Origin of the sequence: Bradyrhizobium amphicarpaeae, from assembly GCF_002266435.3 — a bacterium.
GTDB classification, from domain to species: domain Bacteria; phylum Pseudomonadota; class Alphaproteobacteria; order Rhizobiales; family Xanthobacteraceae; genus Bradyrhizobium; species Bradyrhizobium amphicarpaeae.
In genome coordinates this window covers 5,006,829-5,024,359 of sequence record NZ_CP029426.2, presented here as the reverse complement: position 1 = coordinate 5,024,359, position 17,531 = coordinate 5,006,829, and the positions used below count along the sequence as shown (strand labels likewise).

Annotated in this window: 14 protein-coding genes; 3 read left to right on the top strand and 11 right to left on the bottom strand. The window is 62.7% G+C overall.

Going from position 1 to position 17,531, the window contains the following annotated elements:
- Positions 1-53: 53 nt before the first annotated feature.
- The 3 genes from CIT40_RS23625 to CIT40_RS23615 form a co-directional block, all read right to left on the bottom strand.
- The gene (locus CIT40_RS23625; protein WP_094891478.1) at positions 54-1,256 is read right to left on the bottom strand and encodes an HAD-IIIA family hydrolase; all 1,203 of its coding nucleotides are present in this window, start codon (positions 1,254-1,256) and stop codon (positions 54-56) included.
- Between the two features lie 83 nt (positions 1,257-1,339).
- Positions 1,340-3,847, bottom strand: coding sequence for a hypothetical protein (locus tag CIT40_RS23620; RefSeq protein ID WP_094891479.1), 2,508 nt, complete (start codon positions 3,845-3,847; stop codon positions 1,340-1,342).
- Positions 3,848-3,898: 51 nt separating this feature from the next.
- Complete coding sequence (locus CIT40_RS23615; protein ID WP_162307643.1) at positions 3,899-4,783, bottom strand: class I SAM-dependent methyltransferase; 885 nt, start codon at positions 4,781-4,783, stop codon at positions 3,899-3,901.
- Positions 4,784-5,270: 487 nt separating this feature from the next.
- On the opposite strand from CIT40_RS23615, the gene CIT40_RS23610 reads away from it, so the two are divergent.
- From CIT40_RS23610 to CIT40_RS23600, 3 genes are read left to right on the top strand one after another with little or no spacing between them, the layout of a single operon-like run.
- The gene (locus CIT40_RS23610; protein ID WP_162307642.1) at positions 5,271-6,011 is read left to right on the top strand and encodes a hypothetical protein; all 741 of its coding nucleotides are present in this window, start codon (positions 5,271-5,273) and stop codon (positions 6,009-6,011) included.
- Between the two features lie 10 nt (positions 6,012-6,021).
- On the top strand, positions 6,022-6,945 hold the full coding sequence (locus tag CIT40_RS23605) for a hypothetical protein (protein WP_094891481.1): 924 nt from the start codon (positions 6,022-6,024) through the stop codon (positions 6,943-6,945).
- Between the two features lie 13 nt (positions 6,946-6,958).
- Positions 6,959-8,167: a hypothetical protein gene (locus CIT40_RS23600; protein ID WP_162307641.1), complete on the top strand. Its 1,209-nt coding sequence runs from the start codon at positions 6,959-6,961 to the stop codon at positions 8,165-8,167.
- 56 nt (positions 8,168-8,223) lie between these two features.
- Here CIT40_RS23600 and CIT40_RS23595 read toward each other — a convergent pair whose 3' ends face one another.
- The 8 genes from CIT40_RS23595 to CIT40_RS23560 all read right to left on the bottom strand — a co-directional run bounded on the left by CIT40_RS23595 (position 8,224) and on the right by CIT40_RS23560 (position 17,504).
- Complete coding sequence (locus CIT40_RS23595; protein WP_094891483.1) at positions 8,224-10,185, bottom strand: acyltransferase family protein; 1,962 nt, start codon at positions 10,183-10,185, stop codon at positions 8,224-8,226.
- Positions 10,186-10,287: 102 nt separating this feature from the next.
- A complete protein-coding gene (locus tag CIT40_RS23590; RefSeq protein ID WP_094891484.1) occupies positions 10,288-11,124 on the bottom strand; it encodes an SDR family oxidoreductase in 837 nt (278 codons plus the stop codon).
- A 13-nt stretch (positions 11,125-11,137) separates the two neighbouring features.
- Positions 11,138-11,899, bottom strand: coding sequence for an SDR family NAD(P)-dependent oxidoreductase (locus CIT40_RS23585; RefSeq protein ID WP_094891485.1), 762 nt, complete (start codon positions 11,897-11,899; stop codon positions 11,138-11,140).
- The gene (locus CIT40_RS23580) at positions 11,896-12,744 is read right to left on the bottom strand and encodes a sugar phosphate isomerase/epimerase family protein (RefSeq protein ID WP_094891486.1); all 849 of its coding nucleotides are present in this window, start codon (positions 12,742-12,744) and stop codon (positions 11,896-11,898) included. Before CIT40_RS23580 ends, CIT40_RS23585 begins: the two co-directional genes overlap by 4 nt.
- Positions 12,741-13,505: an SDR family oxidoreductase gene (locus CIT40_RS23575; RefSeq protein WP_162307640.1), complete on the bottom strand. Its 765-nt coding sequence runs from the start codon at positions 13,503-13,505 to the stop codon at positions 12,741-12,743. The genes CIT40_RS23580 and CIT40_RS23575 overlap by 4 nt, the downstream gene beginning before the upstream one ends.
- Positions 13,498-14,187: an acylneuraminate cytidylyltransferase family protein gene (locus tag CIT40_RS23570; protein WP_094891488.1), complete on the bottom strand. Its 690-nt coding sequence runs from the start codon at positions 14,185-14,187 to the stop codon at positions 13,498-13,500. The genes CIT40_RS23575 and CIT40_RS23570 overlap by 8 nt, the downstream gene beginning before the upstream one ends.
- Positions 14,187-16,106, bottom strand: coding sequence for an N-acetylneuraminate synthase family protein (locus CIT40_RS23565; protein WP_244611831.1), 1,920 nt, complete (start codon positions 16,104-16,106; stop codon positions 14,187-14,189). Before CIT40_RS23565 ends, CIT40_RS23570 begins: the two co-directional genes overlap by 1 nt.
- Before the next feature lie 21 nt (positions 16,107-16,127).
- Positions 16,128-17,504: a GHMP family kinase ATP-binding protein gene (locus tag CIT40_RS23560; RefSeq protein ID WP_094891490.1), complete on the bottom strand. Its 1,377-nt coding sequence runs from the start codon at positions 17,502-17,504 to the stop codon at positions 16,128-16,130.
- Between the last annotated feature and the right edge of the window lie 27 nt (positions 17,505-17,531).

Genomic DNA, 17,531 nt, shown 5'->3' with positions numbered 1-17,531 from the left:
CACCGCTCGGCTTTCGCCAAATGCCCGGGGATGCAGCACTTTTGGGCGCGGCTCTAGGCGTCTTCGGTCGGGACCAGGCGTTGCCTCACGAACGCCTCCAGATTTCCGCCTTCGAACAAATGGCCAGCAAGGCCGGCGGCTTTCGCCGCTTCCATGTCGCTTTCCTTGTCTCCGATCACCATGCTGCGTGTCATGTCGACGGGGAAGCGCCTGACGAGATCGGTGATCATGCCCGGCGCCGGCTTGCGGCGATCGCTGATGCGGCAATAGCGCGCCACGGTTCCGTCGGGGTGATCAGGGCAATATTCGAATGCATCGATATGCGCGCCGATCAGTGCCATCTGGTCCGCCATCCAGCGGTGCAGTGTGACCACGTGATGCTCTTCGTAATAGCCGCGCGCGACGCCGGATTGATTGGTGACGACGAAGGCAAAATAGCCGGCATCGTTGACGGCTTTCACGGCCTCGCGTGCCCCCTCGATCCATTCGAGCTTGTGCGTCTCGAACGTATATCCAGAATCGTGGTTGAGCACGCCGTCGCGATCGAAGAACACGGCCGGCCGCCGCAACTGCCGGCGCAATTCGCGATCGGCGCGCGCGAAGTCATCGGGAATGCCGATGTCGATGAAGTAACCGCGATAGGCCGTGCCACGCAGCGCGCCGGACCTGGCAAGGCCGGGGAATATCTCCTGCTCGAGCGAAGCGGGCAGCGTCGCGATGTCGTCGAGAACGGACTTGTCGATGACGTAGATGCCGGCATTGACCGGGCCCGTAGCGCCCGCCCCCGGGGCGATGAAATCGCGCACCATGTCACCATCGAGCACGACGCGCCCGTAGCGATCTCCGACGACGCCGTCACGCAATGCCATGTGCACGCGCCCGTCATGCGCGCGAGCGATCAGGTCGAGCAGGTTGAAGTCGAACAGGGAATCGCCATTGAGCAGCAGGAAGCGATCGTGCAGCAGATCGCGTGCGTGTACGAGCGCGCCGGCGGTGCCGAGCGGCTCGGTCTCGCGCGACACGACGATTCGCGTCCGACCCTGGATGGCCGCGGCATAGTGCGTCTCGACGATCTCCGCCTTGTGGCCCGCGAGCAGGAGAATTTCATCGAACACGCCATAGCGCACCAGCTCGTCGATCAGCGTATCGAGAAACGGCCGTCCGCCGACGTCGAGCATCGGCTTTGGAACCAGCTTCGTGCGTTCACCCAGCCGGGTGCCCAGCCCACCGACGAGGATCGCGGCCTGTCTCAGCATGAGGTGCCCTTTTCACAGCATGGTTGGCCGGCCGTCGCGCCAATCTGCGACCATGCGAGGATCAATGTGCGGTCCCCTTCATATCAGCGCGAGCAGGGAATGCGAACGACGGCAGCCTGCCTGTTGGCAAACAGAACTGGAAACGGGCCGGTGCGCAACGCATCGATGATCGCAGGCTCGATCGGCTCGGCGGGAGGAAAATAGCTGAGGCGCTGGTCGGCCGCGAGATGTGTCCAGGCGATCGTGCGGGGCGTGATGATCGCGACCAGGTTCCAGGCGTTATCACCCGCTCGCAGGATATTCTGGATCGTGGACTTGGCTTCCTCACCCGTGAGCTCCGGGCTCACCCAGCCGCCTGCCTCGGAAGACGGTTGCCCCGTTTCCGGAAGCGGTGCCGTTACGGTGCGGACGGATCGCATCATTCCGCCCAAAGCATCGGCCCTTCCCATCTGAAAGAAGGTCTCCGAATTGATTGCTCCCACCAGGGGCGCGATCAGGCTGCAAGTGTCTTCAAGCCGCTGACGTCCTCCGGTCGGCTGCAGCATCGTGCGCACCACCGATTTTGTCCGCTTCGCAACCGCTTCGTTCACAGTGTCCAGATTGGAGAACAGATAGGCGGCCGGCGCGCCCGTGACCGCCTGGACTATGCCCATCGTATACGGGTCCGAAAGAATGATTCCCTTTCGCAGATTGTTGCGAAGCCAGCGAGCGACTTCGAGATCCTCGGCGTTGTAGTGCGAAACGACTGCCGTGTGTTCTGGAAGCGCGCCGTAGCTGTAGCTCCTGACAATGCCGGACAGGCCAATCTTGTCGACCGCCACGCCCAATCCCACGACCCCCACCAGACCATAAATGTAGACCCGCCTCGATCTGGCCAGGGTCGATAGCGCGAGTATCGCGAGCAGCACGATGCCTGCGATTTCCGTCGGACGCAGGAACGCCTGGTAGCGGGCAAATGGCAGGTCGGTCCGCCAGGCAAACGCGTAGACCAGCACCACAAGGACGGTCGCAAGCAGTGTAATGGCTGCCGCAACCATGACCCGTCGATATCGGGGAGGGCTGAAATCGATCAGCAGCTGACAAAAGGTCTCGGCGGCCGTGATCGTGAACAGCGACATTATGATCGTGCTGATACGATACAGGAAAGGGAAGCCAGAGAGTACGGCAAGCATCAGGCCGCAGCCGGCAATCCAGGACCACACGAGTGTCACGAAGCCTTTGCTTTGAGGTCCGATCGCCCCCGACGGACCACGGAAGACTGGCCGGGTCATCGACCACCATGCAACGCCCAATGTGATGCAGATGGTGAAAACCGGGCCCATCGCCCGGCCAAGCTCGATCGTAGCGACCTGTGGTCCAGAGCCCAGGAACAGCTCTTCGCCACCCTCGATCCGTCTGCCGAGGATCAGGCCCGTAATCGTGGAGAACGTGTCGTTGCCGCTCATTGGCGGAATGTAGCCGAAGCGCATTCCCGCAACGCTGACGACAATTCCGGCAATGATCAGGGGAAGCGCGAAGGACAAGAATCGCAGGGCTGCGATGCTGACGGACGGCCAGGCAGAGATCATCCGGACGATGGCAAGATACAGAAGCCAACTGGCCAGGACGGTTGGAACGAACAGGAAGGAACCACGATGTGCAAGCAGCAGCGTTGCCGGCCAGACGCAACCAAGAAAGAGAAGCCCTCCATATTTTCCGGTGTTGTTCAGGATCCTGACCGCAAGTAGCCCGGCCATAAGCAACGCAAGCACGAGCGTGTTGTTGTTGAGTGCGAACGCGAGCAGAAGCGTCGCGCCGGAGATAACCGCCAGCAGCAAAACGGATCGCGTCGACAGATCGTCTGCGTTCCGCTTCGAATTGCTCATCAGCACGCCGAGAAAAACCACGCTGCTGACGACCGCCAGGCTGCCGTTTGTCGTCAAGACGACAGCGTTGCCGGTCGCGGCGAAGAAGAAGGCGATCCATTTTCGCGGAGACGTGGAATAGATGCCCTGTACGAAGGCATAGGATGCCAACAGGAAGAACAGGATCGAGAAGAAGCGATAGGTCCAGCTGAATCTCAGAAGATCCAGGCCGAGCGTTCCGGCGAGGGAGCCAGCGAGTGCTGACCGAAGATCGACGTAGGATTGGGCCGCGTAGGGGTTGATGACGCCGCTGTCGGCGTACTCCTGCGCCGTCTTCATCCAGTGAACATCGGCGCCGATGTCGCCGTAAGGAAAGCTGGAAAATGCGCCGAAGGACCACCACCATGTTAGAAGCGCAATCGGCAGAGCCAGAACGCACCAAGCGGCCGCGGCGCCTGTGTCGCCGGAGCTCGGGCGCCAGTTCGGCCATGACCAGGCAAGGCCGAAGCCGGAGACGGCAAGCACCACGGCGAGCTGAAGCCACATATCGTTTACGAATAGCGAGAGTAGTCCCAGCAGGATGCCGGTTGTAGAGGCGCCAACCGTAAATCCGAGAACGACGAACTGAGCCTTCGTGAGCTGGCACACCTCGATGAATTTCCTCGACGCAATGGTCAGAATCGAAAATCCGGTGCCGAGCTGTATCAGGAAGAACAGAAGCGTCAGGACAAATGTGGTCGTCCACATCGGGAGATCTCTACAATGGGCTTCCGCCAAACAACCGGGAGATGGCGATGTTCAGTGTCCTGTCGATAGGTCGGCCGGACGGCCGACGATCAGCGAGCCGAGTGTAAACAGATCCTCTTCGGAGAAGTCTCTGAAGCATGGCGCCAGTCGCTCGAGGATCTGCTGTTCCGGCGGCCGGCGGTCAGGTTGGTCGCTGAGCAGTTGAAACCCCGCCTCCCTGAACAGCTGCAGATATTCGCTGTGGCGCAGACGATTGACGTATTGAAAGCGGGACTGGAAGGGCGCCCAATCCTCCTCGGAATAGGTCAGGAAGTTGAATGAACTGATGGAGGGATCGAAGCCCTTGAAATGGTCGCCATAGTCGATTTGCATGAGGACCAGTCCGTCGGGACGCATGATGCGTCGCAGCTCCTTCAAGATTGCCGAGATGTCGCGCTTGGGAATGTGCTCGAGCGTTTCGACGGAGACGGCGCAGTCGATCGAGGCGGCGGGCAGGCCGGTCGTCCGGGCATCGGCCGGTGCGCGATAGTCGATCCTCCACGAAGGTTCGAGGTCCTCCAGGGAATTTATCTCGGGGTGGTCGGTGCCGCTCAGTCGAGAAACGATGGCGGCGTTGGAGCGGATCAGCTCCAGCTTGGCCAGGCGCTCGATGTCGACGGTGACGAAGCGTCGGGCCCCGTGGGCGCTGAAAGACAGCGGAACGATCAGATCGCGTCCGGCGCCGAACTCGAAGCAAGTCGAATCCCGCAGCGGCCGCAAGCTGTACTTCTCGTGAACGGCCAGCAGCCGCTGCGCGAGGGTGTAGATGGATCTGACCTGCTTTTCCGGTCGCGGCAGCCGGCGCGTGACATAGCGCTGCAGGGCATAGTGCAGGTCTTCGCCACGGGGGATATTCGACAGCACCGAGAACGCCCGCGCCTTTGTTTGCCAGCGCACGTCAGCGTTTCCCCGGCGCAATGGACGCCGTGATTGGAGTGATGCCGAGGAGCAGTCGCTGAAGCACGGTGTGGATCCAGGAAAGGCCGATGTTCCGGCCTGTTTTCAGGCGGGTACCAGGTCACGTAGCCGGATTCGGTCATACGGGAGCCGCAGCGGCAATGCAAGGATTCCAGGGCAGGCAGGATCGCGGGTACCCGTATCGGAAGCGGAGCGTCTTCTTGTTTGGTCGCCACGCATTGTCCGGCTGTCACGCGGCCGCAGAGACCGGCGCTCTCGAGCATGACGGCGATGCTCGCGCCGTCTCTCTTCGGCCGCTCGACGCGACCCCGTTCCCGGTTGATTCTCCTGTCGGCTCAGCGTAAACAGGCGCTGAAATCGCGTCGACGTTTTAGCAAGCGGGCAAGAACATCGCGTTTGATTTTTCCAAAGCCGCCGGCCGGTTCGGTCTGTGCCGATCCCTTGCTCTCCCGCCGAGTCTTGTCGAATGCCCGGTGAATTGCTGATTGGCGAGGCCGTCGCAAGGGGCTATCCGCCCGCCGTGCTCTACCTGCGCAACGACGAGACCGTCACGACGGAAGTCTGCGCGTTCAACTACTTCTCGGTTTTCATGAAGGATCATCCGGAGGTGGATGCTCATGTCTGGCTCTTCGACGGAGCGGGCAAGCCGGCTGGATATTTCCACAGGGAACTCGGCGTCAACGGTCAATTGCAATTGCAGACGTCGGAGCTGTGTCCGCGCGTTTCGGGAACGGTCGCGATGGCGCTGGTCCCGAAGCACGAGACCAAGCTTCGTCCTGGACGGAAGGTGACGACCGGCTATTACGCACAATATTTCTCGCAGCACGGTGCGATAACGTTGTCGCACGAGCGCGAACCGGTCGCGGCAGCGCCGTTCCCGACCTCCGCCTGGATGCAATCCTATCTCACGCGATTCCTGAGGGAGTCCGGCGTGGTGCTGGTGAACTCCTGCATGGCGTCAGAAGGCGTCTCGGTCGGGACGGCACGGCTCATGGCCCTGGACGGCACGGCATTGGGCGAGCGTGAGATACCGGAGATCGCGCCGATGGGCGCCATCCGCATCAGCACGCTGGACCTTTTCCCCGGGGCTGAACAGTTGGTCGGCGCGGCCGAAGGTTTCGCGCTGGAATTCAAGGGCACCAACATCGCCAGTCCGTTCAGTTATTACGAATTTGCCAACGGCAAGTTCAGCCTGCATCATTTTTAGAGGCGCGTCCGTGACCCGTTTTTCGTCCAGCCCCTGGAAGCCCTACGAGCCCAGATTCATGTTCCCGACTTTCGCGGGCGTCGAGTCGCGCATGGGCTTTTCGATTCCTGCCTGGTATCGTCCGGTCGACATCAGGTATCTCCGCAGCCTCGTCGCAGGCAGCCTGCGCAAGAATTTTCGCGAAACGGTCAAGGATCTCGTTCCCGAGCTCGCCAGCCTGGTCGCCTCGGGCTTCAGCAAGAAGCTAAGGTTCAAACTGCATATCCTGTCGCGTGACGGCGAGTACAGGGCGACTTACGAGTTTCCGGAAGACTACGCGCCGGGCGCCTCCGTCGAGATCGAACTGTCGCGCCTTTTCGCATCGCTCAAGCTGCCACAGCACGATTACCTGGTCATCGCCGTTATGTCGCGCGGACGCATGGACGGCTTCCGCTCCTCGCCTGCCAGCTATTCGATGACCTATGTCGATCAGGACAACGTCGCGATCTACCGCACCGGCGCGTTTGCCCGGCCCTTGAACGAGGGCAGGCTCAAGGCGCATGTCGGGTTCACCGGGATCAATCCGAAGATCATTGCGACCAGCGACATCGTCAGCAGCGTGATGCTGATCAATCACTCCTCCGATCCCGAATATGCTCATGCGGCGCGGCCGACGTCGAAGCTGATCCGCGAGGATGGTGAGCAGATCGAGGGCGATTTCGGCGAGATTCCGCCGCTCGGTGCGCGAGAGGTGTCGGTCGTCGACATGTTCGGCAGTCGTGTGTTCGACTTTCTCAAACCGTTCGGCGGTCGCGGGACTACGGTTACCACCTGCAACGGAATGACGCTCGCGAGCCTGCATTTGCAACGCACGAACGACAATCGGCGCACGTTGCTGGGCATCGAGCACTCGCGGCCCGCGCATATGAACCTTGCCGGCATTCTGCAGCATTGATCGAGGAGATCGGGTGTCGAAGCAGGGGGCGATGCTGTCGTGGTCTGGCGGTCTTGGCCGCTTGCTGAAGTTTGACGATCAGATGAAGACGCCGTCCCTCGGCCTGGTGCTCGGGTTCTGGGGTGTCTCGAACGTTCTGGTCATCGCCTGGTACTGGGTGAACGTCTCCGACCGATACCTCCCGGGTCTCTTGCGATATGCGGGCATCGCTTTCTTCGTGGCCGTCGCGCTCGTTCCGCTGCTGGTCTTGTTCAAGGTCAGAAGGAGCTTCTTCAATCCGGTCACGCTGGGACTGCTCGTGAGCTGCTGCCTTGCGCTGTCCATCACCGCGCACGAAGCCAATTTGCTGCGCGAGCAAATGCAGTTCAGCCTGGATCACGAGCGCGAGTTCGCCCACATGGACGCCGTCGAAGGCGTCATGCGGCCGCTGCTCGCCAAGATTACCGAGGCCTATGTCCGGATATTCGGCGACGATCGTACCTTCGGGGGCTCGACGTACCACACCCACATCATCGCCAACTATCTGTTCGATTCCCTGTCGTTCCTTGCGGTGTTCGCGCTGGCGACCCTGCTGCTTTCGCCGACCGCGTCGTGGCTCTGCCTGCTGACCTTTGCGTTCTACACGCAGATCGCGATCTATCCGGGGCGCATGGGTCCCGTCTTCATTGCGGGCGGGCTGTTCTGGCAGCTGTTCCTGTTGACGTCGCGGCGATATCCCGCCGCGATCATTTCCGGGCTGATTATCAGCTTCGGTCGAACCGACGTCGTGTTCGCTTCGGCGTTCGCCCTTCTGGGGCTTGCAGCTTTCGAGCGGCGATGGCCGACCCTCAAGGAGTGGATGGTGTTCGGACTGCTGATCGGCATCTCGGTGGCCGTGCCGAAGACGCTGATCTGGATGCATCCCGGAACGGACTACAAGTCTTTCCTGGTCACTAATGGCGACTTCAGCAAGCTGGTCGGCAATCTTCAGACCATGAAGCTAGTGGTCGCGATCGCCAGTCCCGTGCTCGCAATTGCGATTGTGAGAACCTTTGCACTTACCCGGACGATTGCCATCGTCGGCGCGGCGACGCTGACCCATGTGGGACTCGTCTTCTTCATCGCCGATTTTTCCGAGACGCGCCTCATCATACCTGCGCTGGCGGGGCTCACCTTCGTGGCGAGCGAGGGTCTTGGAAAATTGCTGGAGGGAGACAAAGAGACGCAAGCGGGAAGCGGCTGAGATCGCGGCCGGATCGCGCTTCAGGAGATAGCGAGGCGTGGAGATTGCTCTGGCGTCTACTGCCCTGTGGACGTGTATCTCAGAAGCACCCTCTTGAGGTCTTTCCCGACGACGCGTTCTCCACAGACGCTGAGATGATCGGAGTCCCGATACATCAGGCAATCGCCGTCCAGCAGCCCCTTTGCGTCCTGATCAATGACCTCGGAGAACGAGATGAACTGAAAGTTCTTCTGCGGCAGGCTGGTCTTGTCGCGCAGGTGCTTGTCGAGGGTCGCAAAGATGTCCACCGTCGGGGGATTGAGACGGAATCCGCCGCGCGCAACCCGCTTCATGCGCTCGAGGTCGCGGAAGTCCATTCTCGATTCGACGAAAGGGCCCAGCCAGATCGTCTTGGTCTGTCGGGACAGAGCTTGCAGGTAGTCGATCGTCATGGCGATCGGCCGGTCGTTGAAATGATAACGGCCTCCGAACTTCATCACATCGGCCGGCTCCTGCCGGTCATGCTCGTCGACCACGAGGTGGGATCCGGAGAAATGCAGGATGACGGTTTCGACGACCTCGCGATGCGCGGTCATGAACTCGTCGAATGCCGTATAGGGGCAATCCGGGATCCTGGCCCATGGGCGGCATCCCGGGCCGACCAGGCCGACGAGGAACTGGGAGTAGTTGTTCCTGAACAATGCATTGTAGATGTTCATCGCGTGAGAATCGCCGAGAATAACGGTCGCTGGCCCAAACCTCTTCGAGCATTCGATAAGCCGGTCCCTCGCGGCAGGCTCGAATCGATTTGTCCAGAACACGCAATCGCCGTTCGTGCCCATGTCGCGCATGAAATCGCCACCGGTGCTGCGCTCGAGCAGTTCGTAGAGCCGGCGGGTATCGTTGCTGCTGAAGTAGAAGCTCTGCTTCTCGAAGCCGTTGGTGGCAATCGCGAAGGCGCTCGCGCCAGCCAGGCCGCACATTCCAACCGCGGAAACCGCAATCAGGGCCGGCCTTCCGAACCGCTTGCGATCTCTCGCCGGCTGCTCGACGAAACGATATGTCAAGGCGGCAAGCACGAGAGAAATCGCCGTCAGCAGGAAGGCGAGGCCGACATTCGGCCGGTCGAAACCGCTTAACCTCGCGAAAACGAAGATCGGTTGATGCCATAGATAGGCACTGTAGCTGATGAGCCCGATTGCGACCGGGATCCGGCTTCCGAGCAATTTACCCGCAATCGTCCGCGTGGTCGCGAATGCGATGACGAGGCAGGCGCCGAGCACGGCAGGCGACGCGCGCAAGTCGGGGTATCGGACGTCGCCGTGGTCGAGGAGGCTATAGCCGATCAGCCCGATGCCGATGGCGACGAGGATATCGAGCGCCGCATTGGGCAGCTCAGCCCTCAGTTTCGAGGTGGGCCACAGGGCCAGGACGGCGCCATCGAGCAATTCCCAGAGCCGACTTGGCATCAGGTAAAAGGTCGTCTCCTTGGCTTGGGGGCCCCATTGGGCATAGGCAACGCTCGCGACCGCAATCGCGGCGAACAGCACGCCCGCGCGGTTGCGGCCAAGCCGCAGCGCCGCCATCAGGAGAACCGGAAAGAACAGGTAGAACTGCTCCTCGACGCCGAGGCTCCAGGTGTGCAGCAGCGGCTTCAAATCGGCAGCCCTGTCGAAGTAGCCGCTCTGCGCCCAGAAGAACACATTCGAGACGAATGCGCACACAGCGATCACGCTCTTCGAGAATTCGACCACCTCGCTCGGGAGCATGAAGATGGGAACGAAGGGAATGCAAGCCAGCAGGACCACGATGAGTGCCGGCAATATCCTCCGGACCCGTCGTTCGTAGAAGGCTGCAAATGTGAATTGTCCGTCCTCCATCTCCCTGCTGATGATGGACGTGATCAGATAGCCGCTGATGACGAAGAAAATGTCGACGCCGAGATAGCCGCCCGGAATCGCATCCAGTCCGGCGTGGAAGAAAATAACCGAGAGAACGGCAATTGCTCTAAGGCCATCGATTTCGGGGCGATAGGGCACTTGCTAAGCCTGATTTGGGCTCGAGCCGACGTGGTGATTGTGATCGAGCACTCGCATCGGCAATGTCCTCTGGGCGAATACTCGCGCCTGGCCGCGGTGTTTTTACCAGACGCTGCGCCCGCCATCCATGACGAGATTCTGTCCCGTCATGTAGCTCGAGGCATCCGAGCACAGAAACTGCACGGCGGCGCGGTATTCGTCGACATCGGCCATGCGGCCCATCGGGATCAGGCGCGTCAGTCGTTCGACGAAGGCGGGGTCCTGGTTGTTGAAGACGCCCCCCGGCGAGATCGCGTTGACGCGCACGCCGTGATCGGCCCAGTAGGTCGCCAGATATTTCGTCAGCCCGATCAAGCCATGCTTGATCACCGAATAGGTCACGGGCTTCACCGGCTGTTCCTCTTCGCGCGTCACCTGCGGCTGGCGGTAGAGCCTCTGGTCCGGCGCGATCACGCCGAGATCGGAGGCGATGTTGAGGATCACGCCGCGACCGCGTTTGGCCATCTCGCCGCCGAACACCTGCGCACACAGCATTGCGCCGGTCAGACCGACGGCGATCTCGGTCTGCCATTGCGGCACCGGGAATGCCTCGAAGCGCGAGGAGTGCATGACGCCGGGGCTCGACGTCACCTTTGGATCGATGGCGGCGTTGTTGACCAGGATGTCAACGGCGATGCCGCGGCCTGCAAGTTGCTCATTGGCGGCCCGCACCGAGTCGAGCGAGGTGACGTTGATCTCAAGCGCGATCAAATCGGCTGAAGGCGATGCCTGTTCCAACGCAGCGACGGCGGTCTCGGCCTGCGCCAGGCCGACATCGGTGACGACCACGCGCGCGCCGGATTCAGCGAGCGCTGCGACATGCTGCTTGCCCAGCAGGCCGCCGGCGCCGGTCACGAGCGCGGTCCGGCCAGTCAGGTCATAGCGGGAGGAGGAGGTCATCGAAGGCTCCTGTTCAGCTTCTGAGCTGGCCGCCGTCCGCGACCATCACGCTGCCCGTGATGAATGCTGCGCGGGGCGAAACGAGAAAGGCGACGAGATCGGCGATCTCTTCCGGCTTGCCCAGGCGGCGCAGTGCCACGTCGCGCACGAGCATGTCTTCGACCGCGGCACTGTTTTCCGCAAGCTTGCGCGCCCAGGTGCCGTCCGCCGACAGGACGTTGCCCGGCGCAACTGCATTGATGCGAATGCCTTCGAGCGCAAGAGGCCGCGCCAGACCGCGCACGGTCGCATTCAACGCTGCCTTCGCGGCATAGTAGGTTACGGGCGCTCCTAGCGCCGCCATGCCAGCGATCGAGGAAATGCAGATGATGGACCGGTCGCCGCTGCCGCGCGCCATCAGCGGCCGGGCAGCCTCGATCATATTGGTCGCGGCGAACAGATTGAGATCCATCACCCGCGACCACTCGGCCGCGGTCTCCTTGCCCGGCGGCACTGAGGCGCCGCTGCCGACATTGCAGACGAGGATGTCGAGCCGGCCCCATTGCTTCTCGACGCCCTCGACCAGTGCCTTCGCAGCGGCGGGGTCAGTGACGTCGGCGACGTGGATGGACGAGAGGCCCTCTACGATCGTGCGCGCCGCGTCGAGTGCCTCGGCACCACGCGCCGCGAGTGCGACCTTGGCGCCTTCCGCAGCGAGCGTCGTCGCGATCGCAAGCCCGATCCCGCGACTGGCGCCGGTGACGAGAGCGACACGATCGTTCAGCTCGAGCTTCATTGCGCGGCGTCCTCGATCCAGCGAACCGTCATGTCGAGATATTTCGCCAGCGCGCCGGCATGGTCGCCGTCGGCCGCGCGCGCGGTTTGCAGGATGTATTGGCCCTTGTAGCCGGCGCGCTCGATCAGCCGGATCGTCTTGGCGAGGTCCGCGTTGCCGGTGCCGAGCGGCACGGTGGTGCCGCCGCGGATACGGTCCTTGATATGCACATTCAGGATGCGCGGTGCATACGCCCCGATCTCCTCGTCGCTGTCATAGCCGAGCGAGGCGCTGTTGCCGCTGTCGTAGTTGATGCCGAAAACTTCGGCCGGAAACGCCTCCATGAACCGGGCAAGCTCGCCCGGCGGCAGATCGGATTCGAAGACGATCTTGACGTTTCTTCTTGTCAGCTGCCCGGAGCGTGCGAGCAGCACGCGCTTCAACGTATCGCTCTCGCTCTCGCGCTCGATCTTGCCGTTGTCGACCAGCGGGATCACGACGAACGCGATGCCAACGCGGCTGCAGGCGGCGATCAGGAGATCGAGGTCGGCGACGAGCGCGTCGCGCACGACGGCGTCGACCTTCCAGAACGGCGCCTGCATGAAGCAGTCACCGGTCAGGCTCGGGATGCGCACGCCGCTCTGTTGCGACAGTGCTAGAATCTCCTGCTGCCCCGGCTCGGTCGTCAGCGGGTTCTCGCGCAGCCGTTCCTGGTCGATGGTCCATTCCATCCGCGTCAGGCCGAGCTCTTTCGCGCGGGGAAATTCGTCGCGCCACTCGTCCCAGGGGAAGGCCTGGATCTTGCCGTCGACCAGCGCCGACAGCCGTCCCTGCATGAAGCCGATGCGTTCGAGCGTTGTGGTCACGATTTGCTATCCGAACTGATGGCGAGGCCCTTGGCGATCCAGCCGCCGTCGACGAAGATCTCCTGGCCGGTCACATAGGCGGAGGCTTCCGACGCAAGGAAAACGGCGGCTCCCACCATGTCGGCGGGCTGTCCCCAGCGGCCGAGCATGGTGTGGCGGCGCCTCTCTTCGTGCATGACGGGATCGGCAAAGCTCTTTGCGGTCATTTCGGTCGCGACATAACCCGGTGCAAGCGCGTTGACGCGAATGCCGTCGGCCGCATAGTCGGCGGCGAGCGCGCGCGTCAGCCCGGCAAGACCGGCCTTCGCCGCCACATAGCCCGGATTGCCGGGAAAGCCGCGGATCGAATTGATGCTGGTCACGTTGACGATGGCAGCCGAGCCCGCCTTCTTCAAGAGCGGGTAGGCGGCGACGATAGTGGCGTAGACGCCGGTGAGGTCGGTCGCGAGCGTGGCGCGGAAGCGCGCGAGCTCGCTCTCGGTGCTCTGTGGGGGAAGGCTGATGCCGGCCGCGTTGACCAGTGCGTCGATACGGCCGCCTTGCGCCGCGATCGTGCGGAACGCGTTTTCAATCGCCTTGTCGTCGGAGAGATCGCAGGCAATCGCGGTCACGCCCTGCGGCGCGGTCCCGGAACGGCTGAGGCCGAACACCGTAGCTCCCGCATCCTGGAGGCCGGTCGCGATGGCGGCGCCGATGCCGCGCGAAGCGCCGGTCACCACCGCGATCTTGTTCTTGAGCGAGAAGGCGCTGAGATCAGGCATAGCCATAACTGCGCATGATGGCGGCACAAAGCTTGACGTCCTCGGGGCGGTCGATCTGGAACATCTTGTGACGTTCCATCACGTGGAAGCCGATCTTGCCGCCGAGACGGTTGTTCTGCTCGCGCAGCAGGGAGGGGATCAGAACGTAGAACGAGCCGTTCTCCAAATAGCGCTTCTCGATCTGTTGCCGCATGCGGCGGTTGCGATAGTCGTAGTTGATCGGCTCCGGTCCGTTCGCGCCGATCCGCCAGTTGAAATAATCCTCGACCTCGCAGACCGAGAGCAGGCTGTCGAGATGGTCGCGATCGAAGGTCGCAAGCGCGTTCTCGATGTCGCCGGGTTCCCGGATCGGCGATGTCGCCTGGAGCGCGACGATCCGCCCGAACCGTCCCATCCGCGCGTCGATCGCATCGAGCGCATTGAGCCAGGCGGATTCGGAAGAAGCGAGGTCGCCGGAAATGTCGTCGGGACGCCGCACCCCGACCGCGCCGGCGGCCTCGGCCGCGGCGAGGATCTGGTCGCTGTCCGAAGACACGGCCACCACGTCGACGCCCCGCGCCGCGCGTGCTTGTTCGACCGTCCAGGCGATCAGCGGCTTGCCGCACAGATCGAGCAGGTTCTTGTGCGGGATGCCCTTGGAGCCGCCGCGTGCGGCGATCACGGCCAGCGTCTTGCGCGCCATCAGATGTGTCCCTCGAGACGCTCGAGCGCGGTCCAGAATCCTTCGCCCATGTTCTTGTGGCCCTGCCAGATCTCGGGAATGAACGAGGCCGTCGGCGCGTGCTTGCGCAGCACCTTTCCGATCTCGTCGAAGTCGATCTCGCCTTCGCCGATCTGAAGACCCTCGCCGTCGAGCCCCTTGGCGTCGCCAAAATGCAGATGCGCGGTGTGCGGACCGAGCTGGGCGAGACCTTGCGCGAAGTCGAAGCCGAAATGATTGGCGGCGAGTTTCGTGTGCGAGATGTCGACGCACATGCGCAGATCATGCTTGGCGCAGAACGCGGCGGACTCGTCCGGGAAAATGAAGATGTTCTGGTGGCGCTGGCCGCCGAAATGCCAGGGGAACGGCGCCATGGTCTGCGGCGTCAGCTCGACGCCGTCCATGTCGAGCTCGGTCAGGCTTCGTGCGAAGATGCGATAGCGCTCGGCCTTCTCTTCCGGCGGCAGCGGCTCATCCATAGTGAAGCCGCCGATATTGGCGACGATCGGCGGACGCTTGGTTTTGGGAAAGTACTTCTTCAGGCCGCGGGTAATGTCGATCACCGCCTGGGTCTGCTCCAGCGAATACCGCCGCAGCGCCTCGTCGGGCGTTGCCAGGTCCATCAGCTTGGAGCCGGCAAACAGCTCCGGCGCGTGCACGACGAAGCCGAGATCGTAGGTGCCGGACAGATAGGTCGCGGGATCGCGCTCCATGTCGCTGTAGCTGAGATGGAATTCGATGATGTCGGGCTGGCATATCTCCAGAAAACGCTCGGCGTCGTGATAGCGCACCGGCACGCCCCAGGGGCGGTCGAAGCGGTAGCGCCGTGCTTTCGCGGCGCCGTCGTCGAGGTCGCTCTGGAAGAAATAGTCGTCCGCCGCCATCGTCCGCGTCAGCTTGCGGCCGAGCAGGGCCGGCATCTTCAGCGGCGACAGGCCCTGTCCCGGGCTCTTCACCGCGATGTCGGCTTCGGAGATCACGGTGCCGGACGAAAGGTCGCGCGCGGCCACCAAGCTCTTGGCGAGGTTTTCGCGGTTGATCAGCTCGCCCTGGCTCAGCGCGCGCTCGGCCAGCTTCTCGCCGCGCGCGGCTTCCACTTCGCGGATGCCCGAGACGAGAGCCTTGAATTCATCCGGCTCCAGGCTTGCAGCATGGTCCGGACCTTCCATCTCGCGGTCGAGGGTGATGTGGCGTTCGATCACGACGGCGCCGAGCGCCACAGCGGCGGTCGAGACGGCAACGCCGCGCTCGTGGCCCGAATAGCCGACGACCGGATGGATCTCGCGCAACGTTTCCATGAAGCGCAGATGGATGTTGTGGAGCGCGGCCGGATAGGTGCTCTGGCAATGCAGCAGCACGTAGCTCGTGTTGCGCTCGTCGAGGAATTTCGCCGCGGCCTTGATCTCGTCCGTCGTGCTCATGCCGGTGGAGACGATCAGCGTCTTGCCGGTGGCGGCGAGGCGCGCGAGCAGCGGCAGGTTGGTGAGGTCGGCCGAGGCAACCTTGTAGGCCTGGACGCCGAAACCTTCGAGCACCGCGACGCTGCTCGCATCCCAGGGCGTGCAGAGATACTGGACGCCCTTGGCCGCACAATACTCGGCGATCTTCTTCTGCTGCGCCGTCGGAAGCTCGAAGCGGCGCAACAGATCGAGCGTGTATTCGACTGCGAGGTCGTCGTCCTTTCCGGACAGGCTCGAAGCGCGATAGACCTCGTCGAGCTTGCGCATCTGGAATTTGGCGCAGTCGGCCCCTGCGGCAATCGCGGCATCGACCAGCGCAATGGCGCGGTCGAAGTCGCCATTGTGGTTGTTGCCGATCTCGGCAATGACGTAGCAGGGTTCACCGTCACCGAGGACGCGGTTGCCGATGCGGACTGAAGCGGTCTGATTTGGCGATGTCATCAACATTCTCGTCTCGCTGCGTCAGGCGAATCGCGCGGGAAAGCGCGACTTCCACGTTCGCAGCCCGTTCTCTTCGAACATGATGCGCGAACAGCTGTGCCCCTGCTGTTCCAGCGCCGCGATGAGCTGATAGCGCTCGAACGGACGCACGAAGAACAGGAAGTAGCCGCCGCCACCTGCGCCCAGCAGCTTGCCGCCGACCGCGCCGTGCTGTTTGGCGAATTCGTAGATCGCATCGATCGCGTCCGACGAGATCTTCGAGCTCAGCTTCCGCTTGGCGTGCCAGGCCTCGTCGATCAGCCGGCCGCATTCCAGGAGCTGTCCGCGCAGGAGATGCCGCCTTATGTCGCGCGTCACTTCCTTCTGCTTGGCGGCTGCGGCGACCGCATCGCTGGTCTCGTGCTGTGCCTTCTGGTCGCGGTGGATGGCGCCGGAATCGCGGCCCGAGCCGGTGTAGCAGAGCACCAGGCTCTCCTCGAGCTCGGCGATGATGTTGGGGTCGAGGCGAAGCGGCACGATGGTGTTCTGGTCGGAGAAGAACTCCATGTGGTTGAAGCCGCCGAACACGGTGGCGTACTGGTCCTGCCAGCCGCCGGGGATGTTGAGCATCAGCCGTTCGGCCTGGAACGCCATCTCCGCGATCTCGTGGCGGTCCCACTGGTCGCCGCGGAATTCGTTGAAGCAGCCGATGATGGCGGATGTGACCACCGCCGAGCCGCCGAGGCCCGAGCCGACCGGGAAGTCGGCGGAGACCTCGAGCTCGAACCCGAAAGTCGGCTTGATCAGGCGCACGACGGACTTGATCAGTGCCAGATCCCCATCCGTTCCGAGCTCTGCGAGATTGTCGGCCTCGATCGTGCTGCGGAAATCGTGCGAATAGATCCGGATGCTGGAATCGCTCCGGCGCCGCAACGTCGCGTGAGCGTACATCTTGATCGTGGCGTTGATGACTGCGCCGCCGTCATTCTCGACGAAATAATGCGTCAGGTCGGTGCCGCCGCCGGAGAAGCTGATCCGCACCGGCGAGCGGGCGCGCGCGAACACCTCGCTCTCTTCGGACAGGTTGAACAGCTCGCGGCTGAACACGTCGACGAGCCGTCCTTCGCTATCGAGGATCGGCACCACGTGGACACGCTGATCCAGCAATTTGAGGATCTGCTCGCGCGGGCCGCCGGCCCTCGCCGAGACGAAGTTGCGATTGATGCAGGTCGCAACCCGGTCCTGGATCGTGGTCCCGGCGAGCATGCGCCTGCGGATGTCGCCGTCAGTCACGGCGCCGACGATTCGTCCGCTCGCATCCTGTGCGAACAGGATGCCGAGCATGTTCGCATTCAGGCGCCGGAAGGCTTCCTCAATGGTCTCGGTCTCGGCGATGGTGACGAGGGTTCGTTCAAGCACGTTTCGGGGTCCAGGAAGGGCCGATTC

What these genes read in the sequence shown, in the direction of transcription:
- CIT40_RS23625 (WP_094891478.1), bottom strand. Translation starts at nt 1,256, where the DNA reads ATGCTGAGACAGGCCGCGATCCTCGTCGGTGGGCTGGGCACCCGGCTG.
- CIT40_RS23620 (WP_094891479.1), bottom strand. Translation starts at nt 3,847, where the DNA reads ATGTGGACGACCACATTTGTCCTGACGCTTCTGTTCTTCCTGATACAG.
- CIT40_RS23610 (WP_162307642.1), top strand. Translation starts at nt 5,271, where the DNA reads ATGCCCGGTGAATTGCTGATTGGCGAGGCCGTCGCAAGGGGCTATCCG.
- CIT40_RS23590 (WP_094891484.1), bottom strand. Translation starts at nt 11,124, where the DNA reads ATGACCTCCTCCTCCCGCTATGACCTGACTGGCCGGACCGCGCTCGTG.
- CIT40_RS23585 (WP_094891485.1), bottom strand. Translation starts at nt 11,899, where the DNA reads ATGAAGCTCGAGCTGAACGATCGTGTCGCTCTCGTCACCGGCGCCAGT.
- CIT40_RS23575 (WP_162307640.1), bottom strand. Translation starts at nt 13,505, where the DNA reads ATGCCTGATCTCAGCGCCTTCTCGCTCAAGAACAAGATCGCGGTGGTG.
- CIT40_RS23570 (WP_094891488.1), bottom strand. Translation starts at nt 14,187, where the DNA reads ATGGCGCGCAAGACGCTGGCCGTGATCGCCGCACGCGGCGGCTCCAAG.
- CIT40_RS23565 (WP_244611831.1), bottom strand. Translation starts at nt 16,106, where the DNA reads ATGACATCGCCAAATCAGACCGCTTCAGTCCGCATCGGCAACCGCGTC.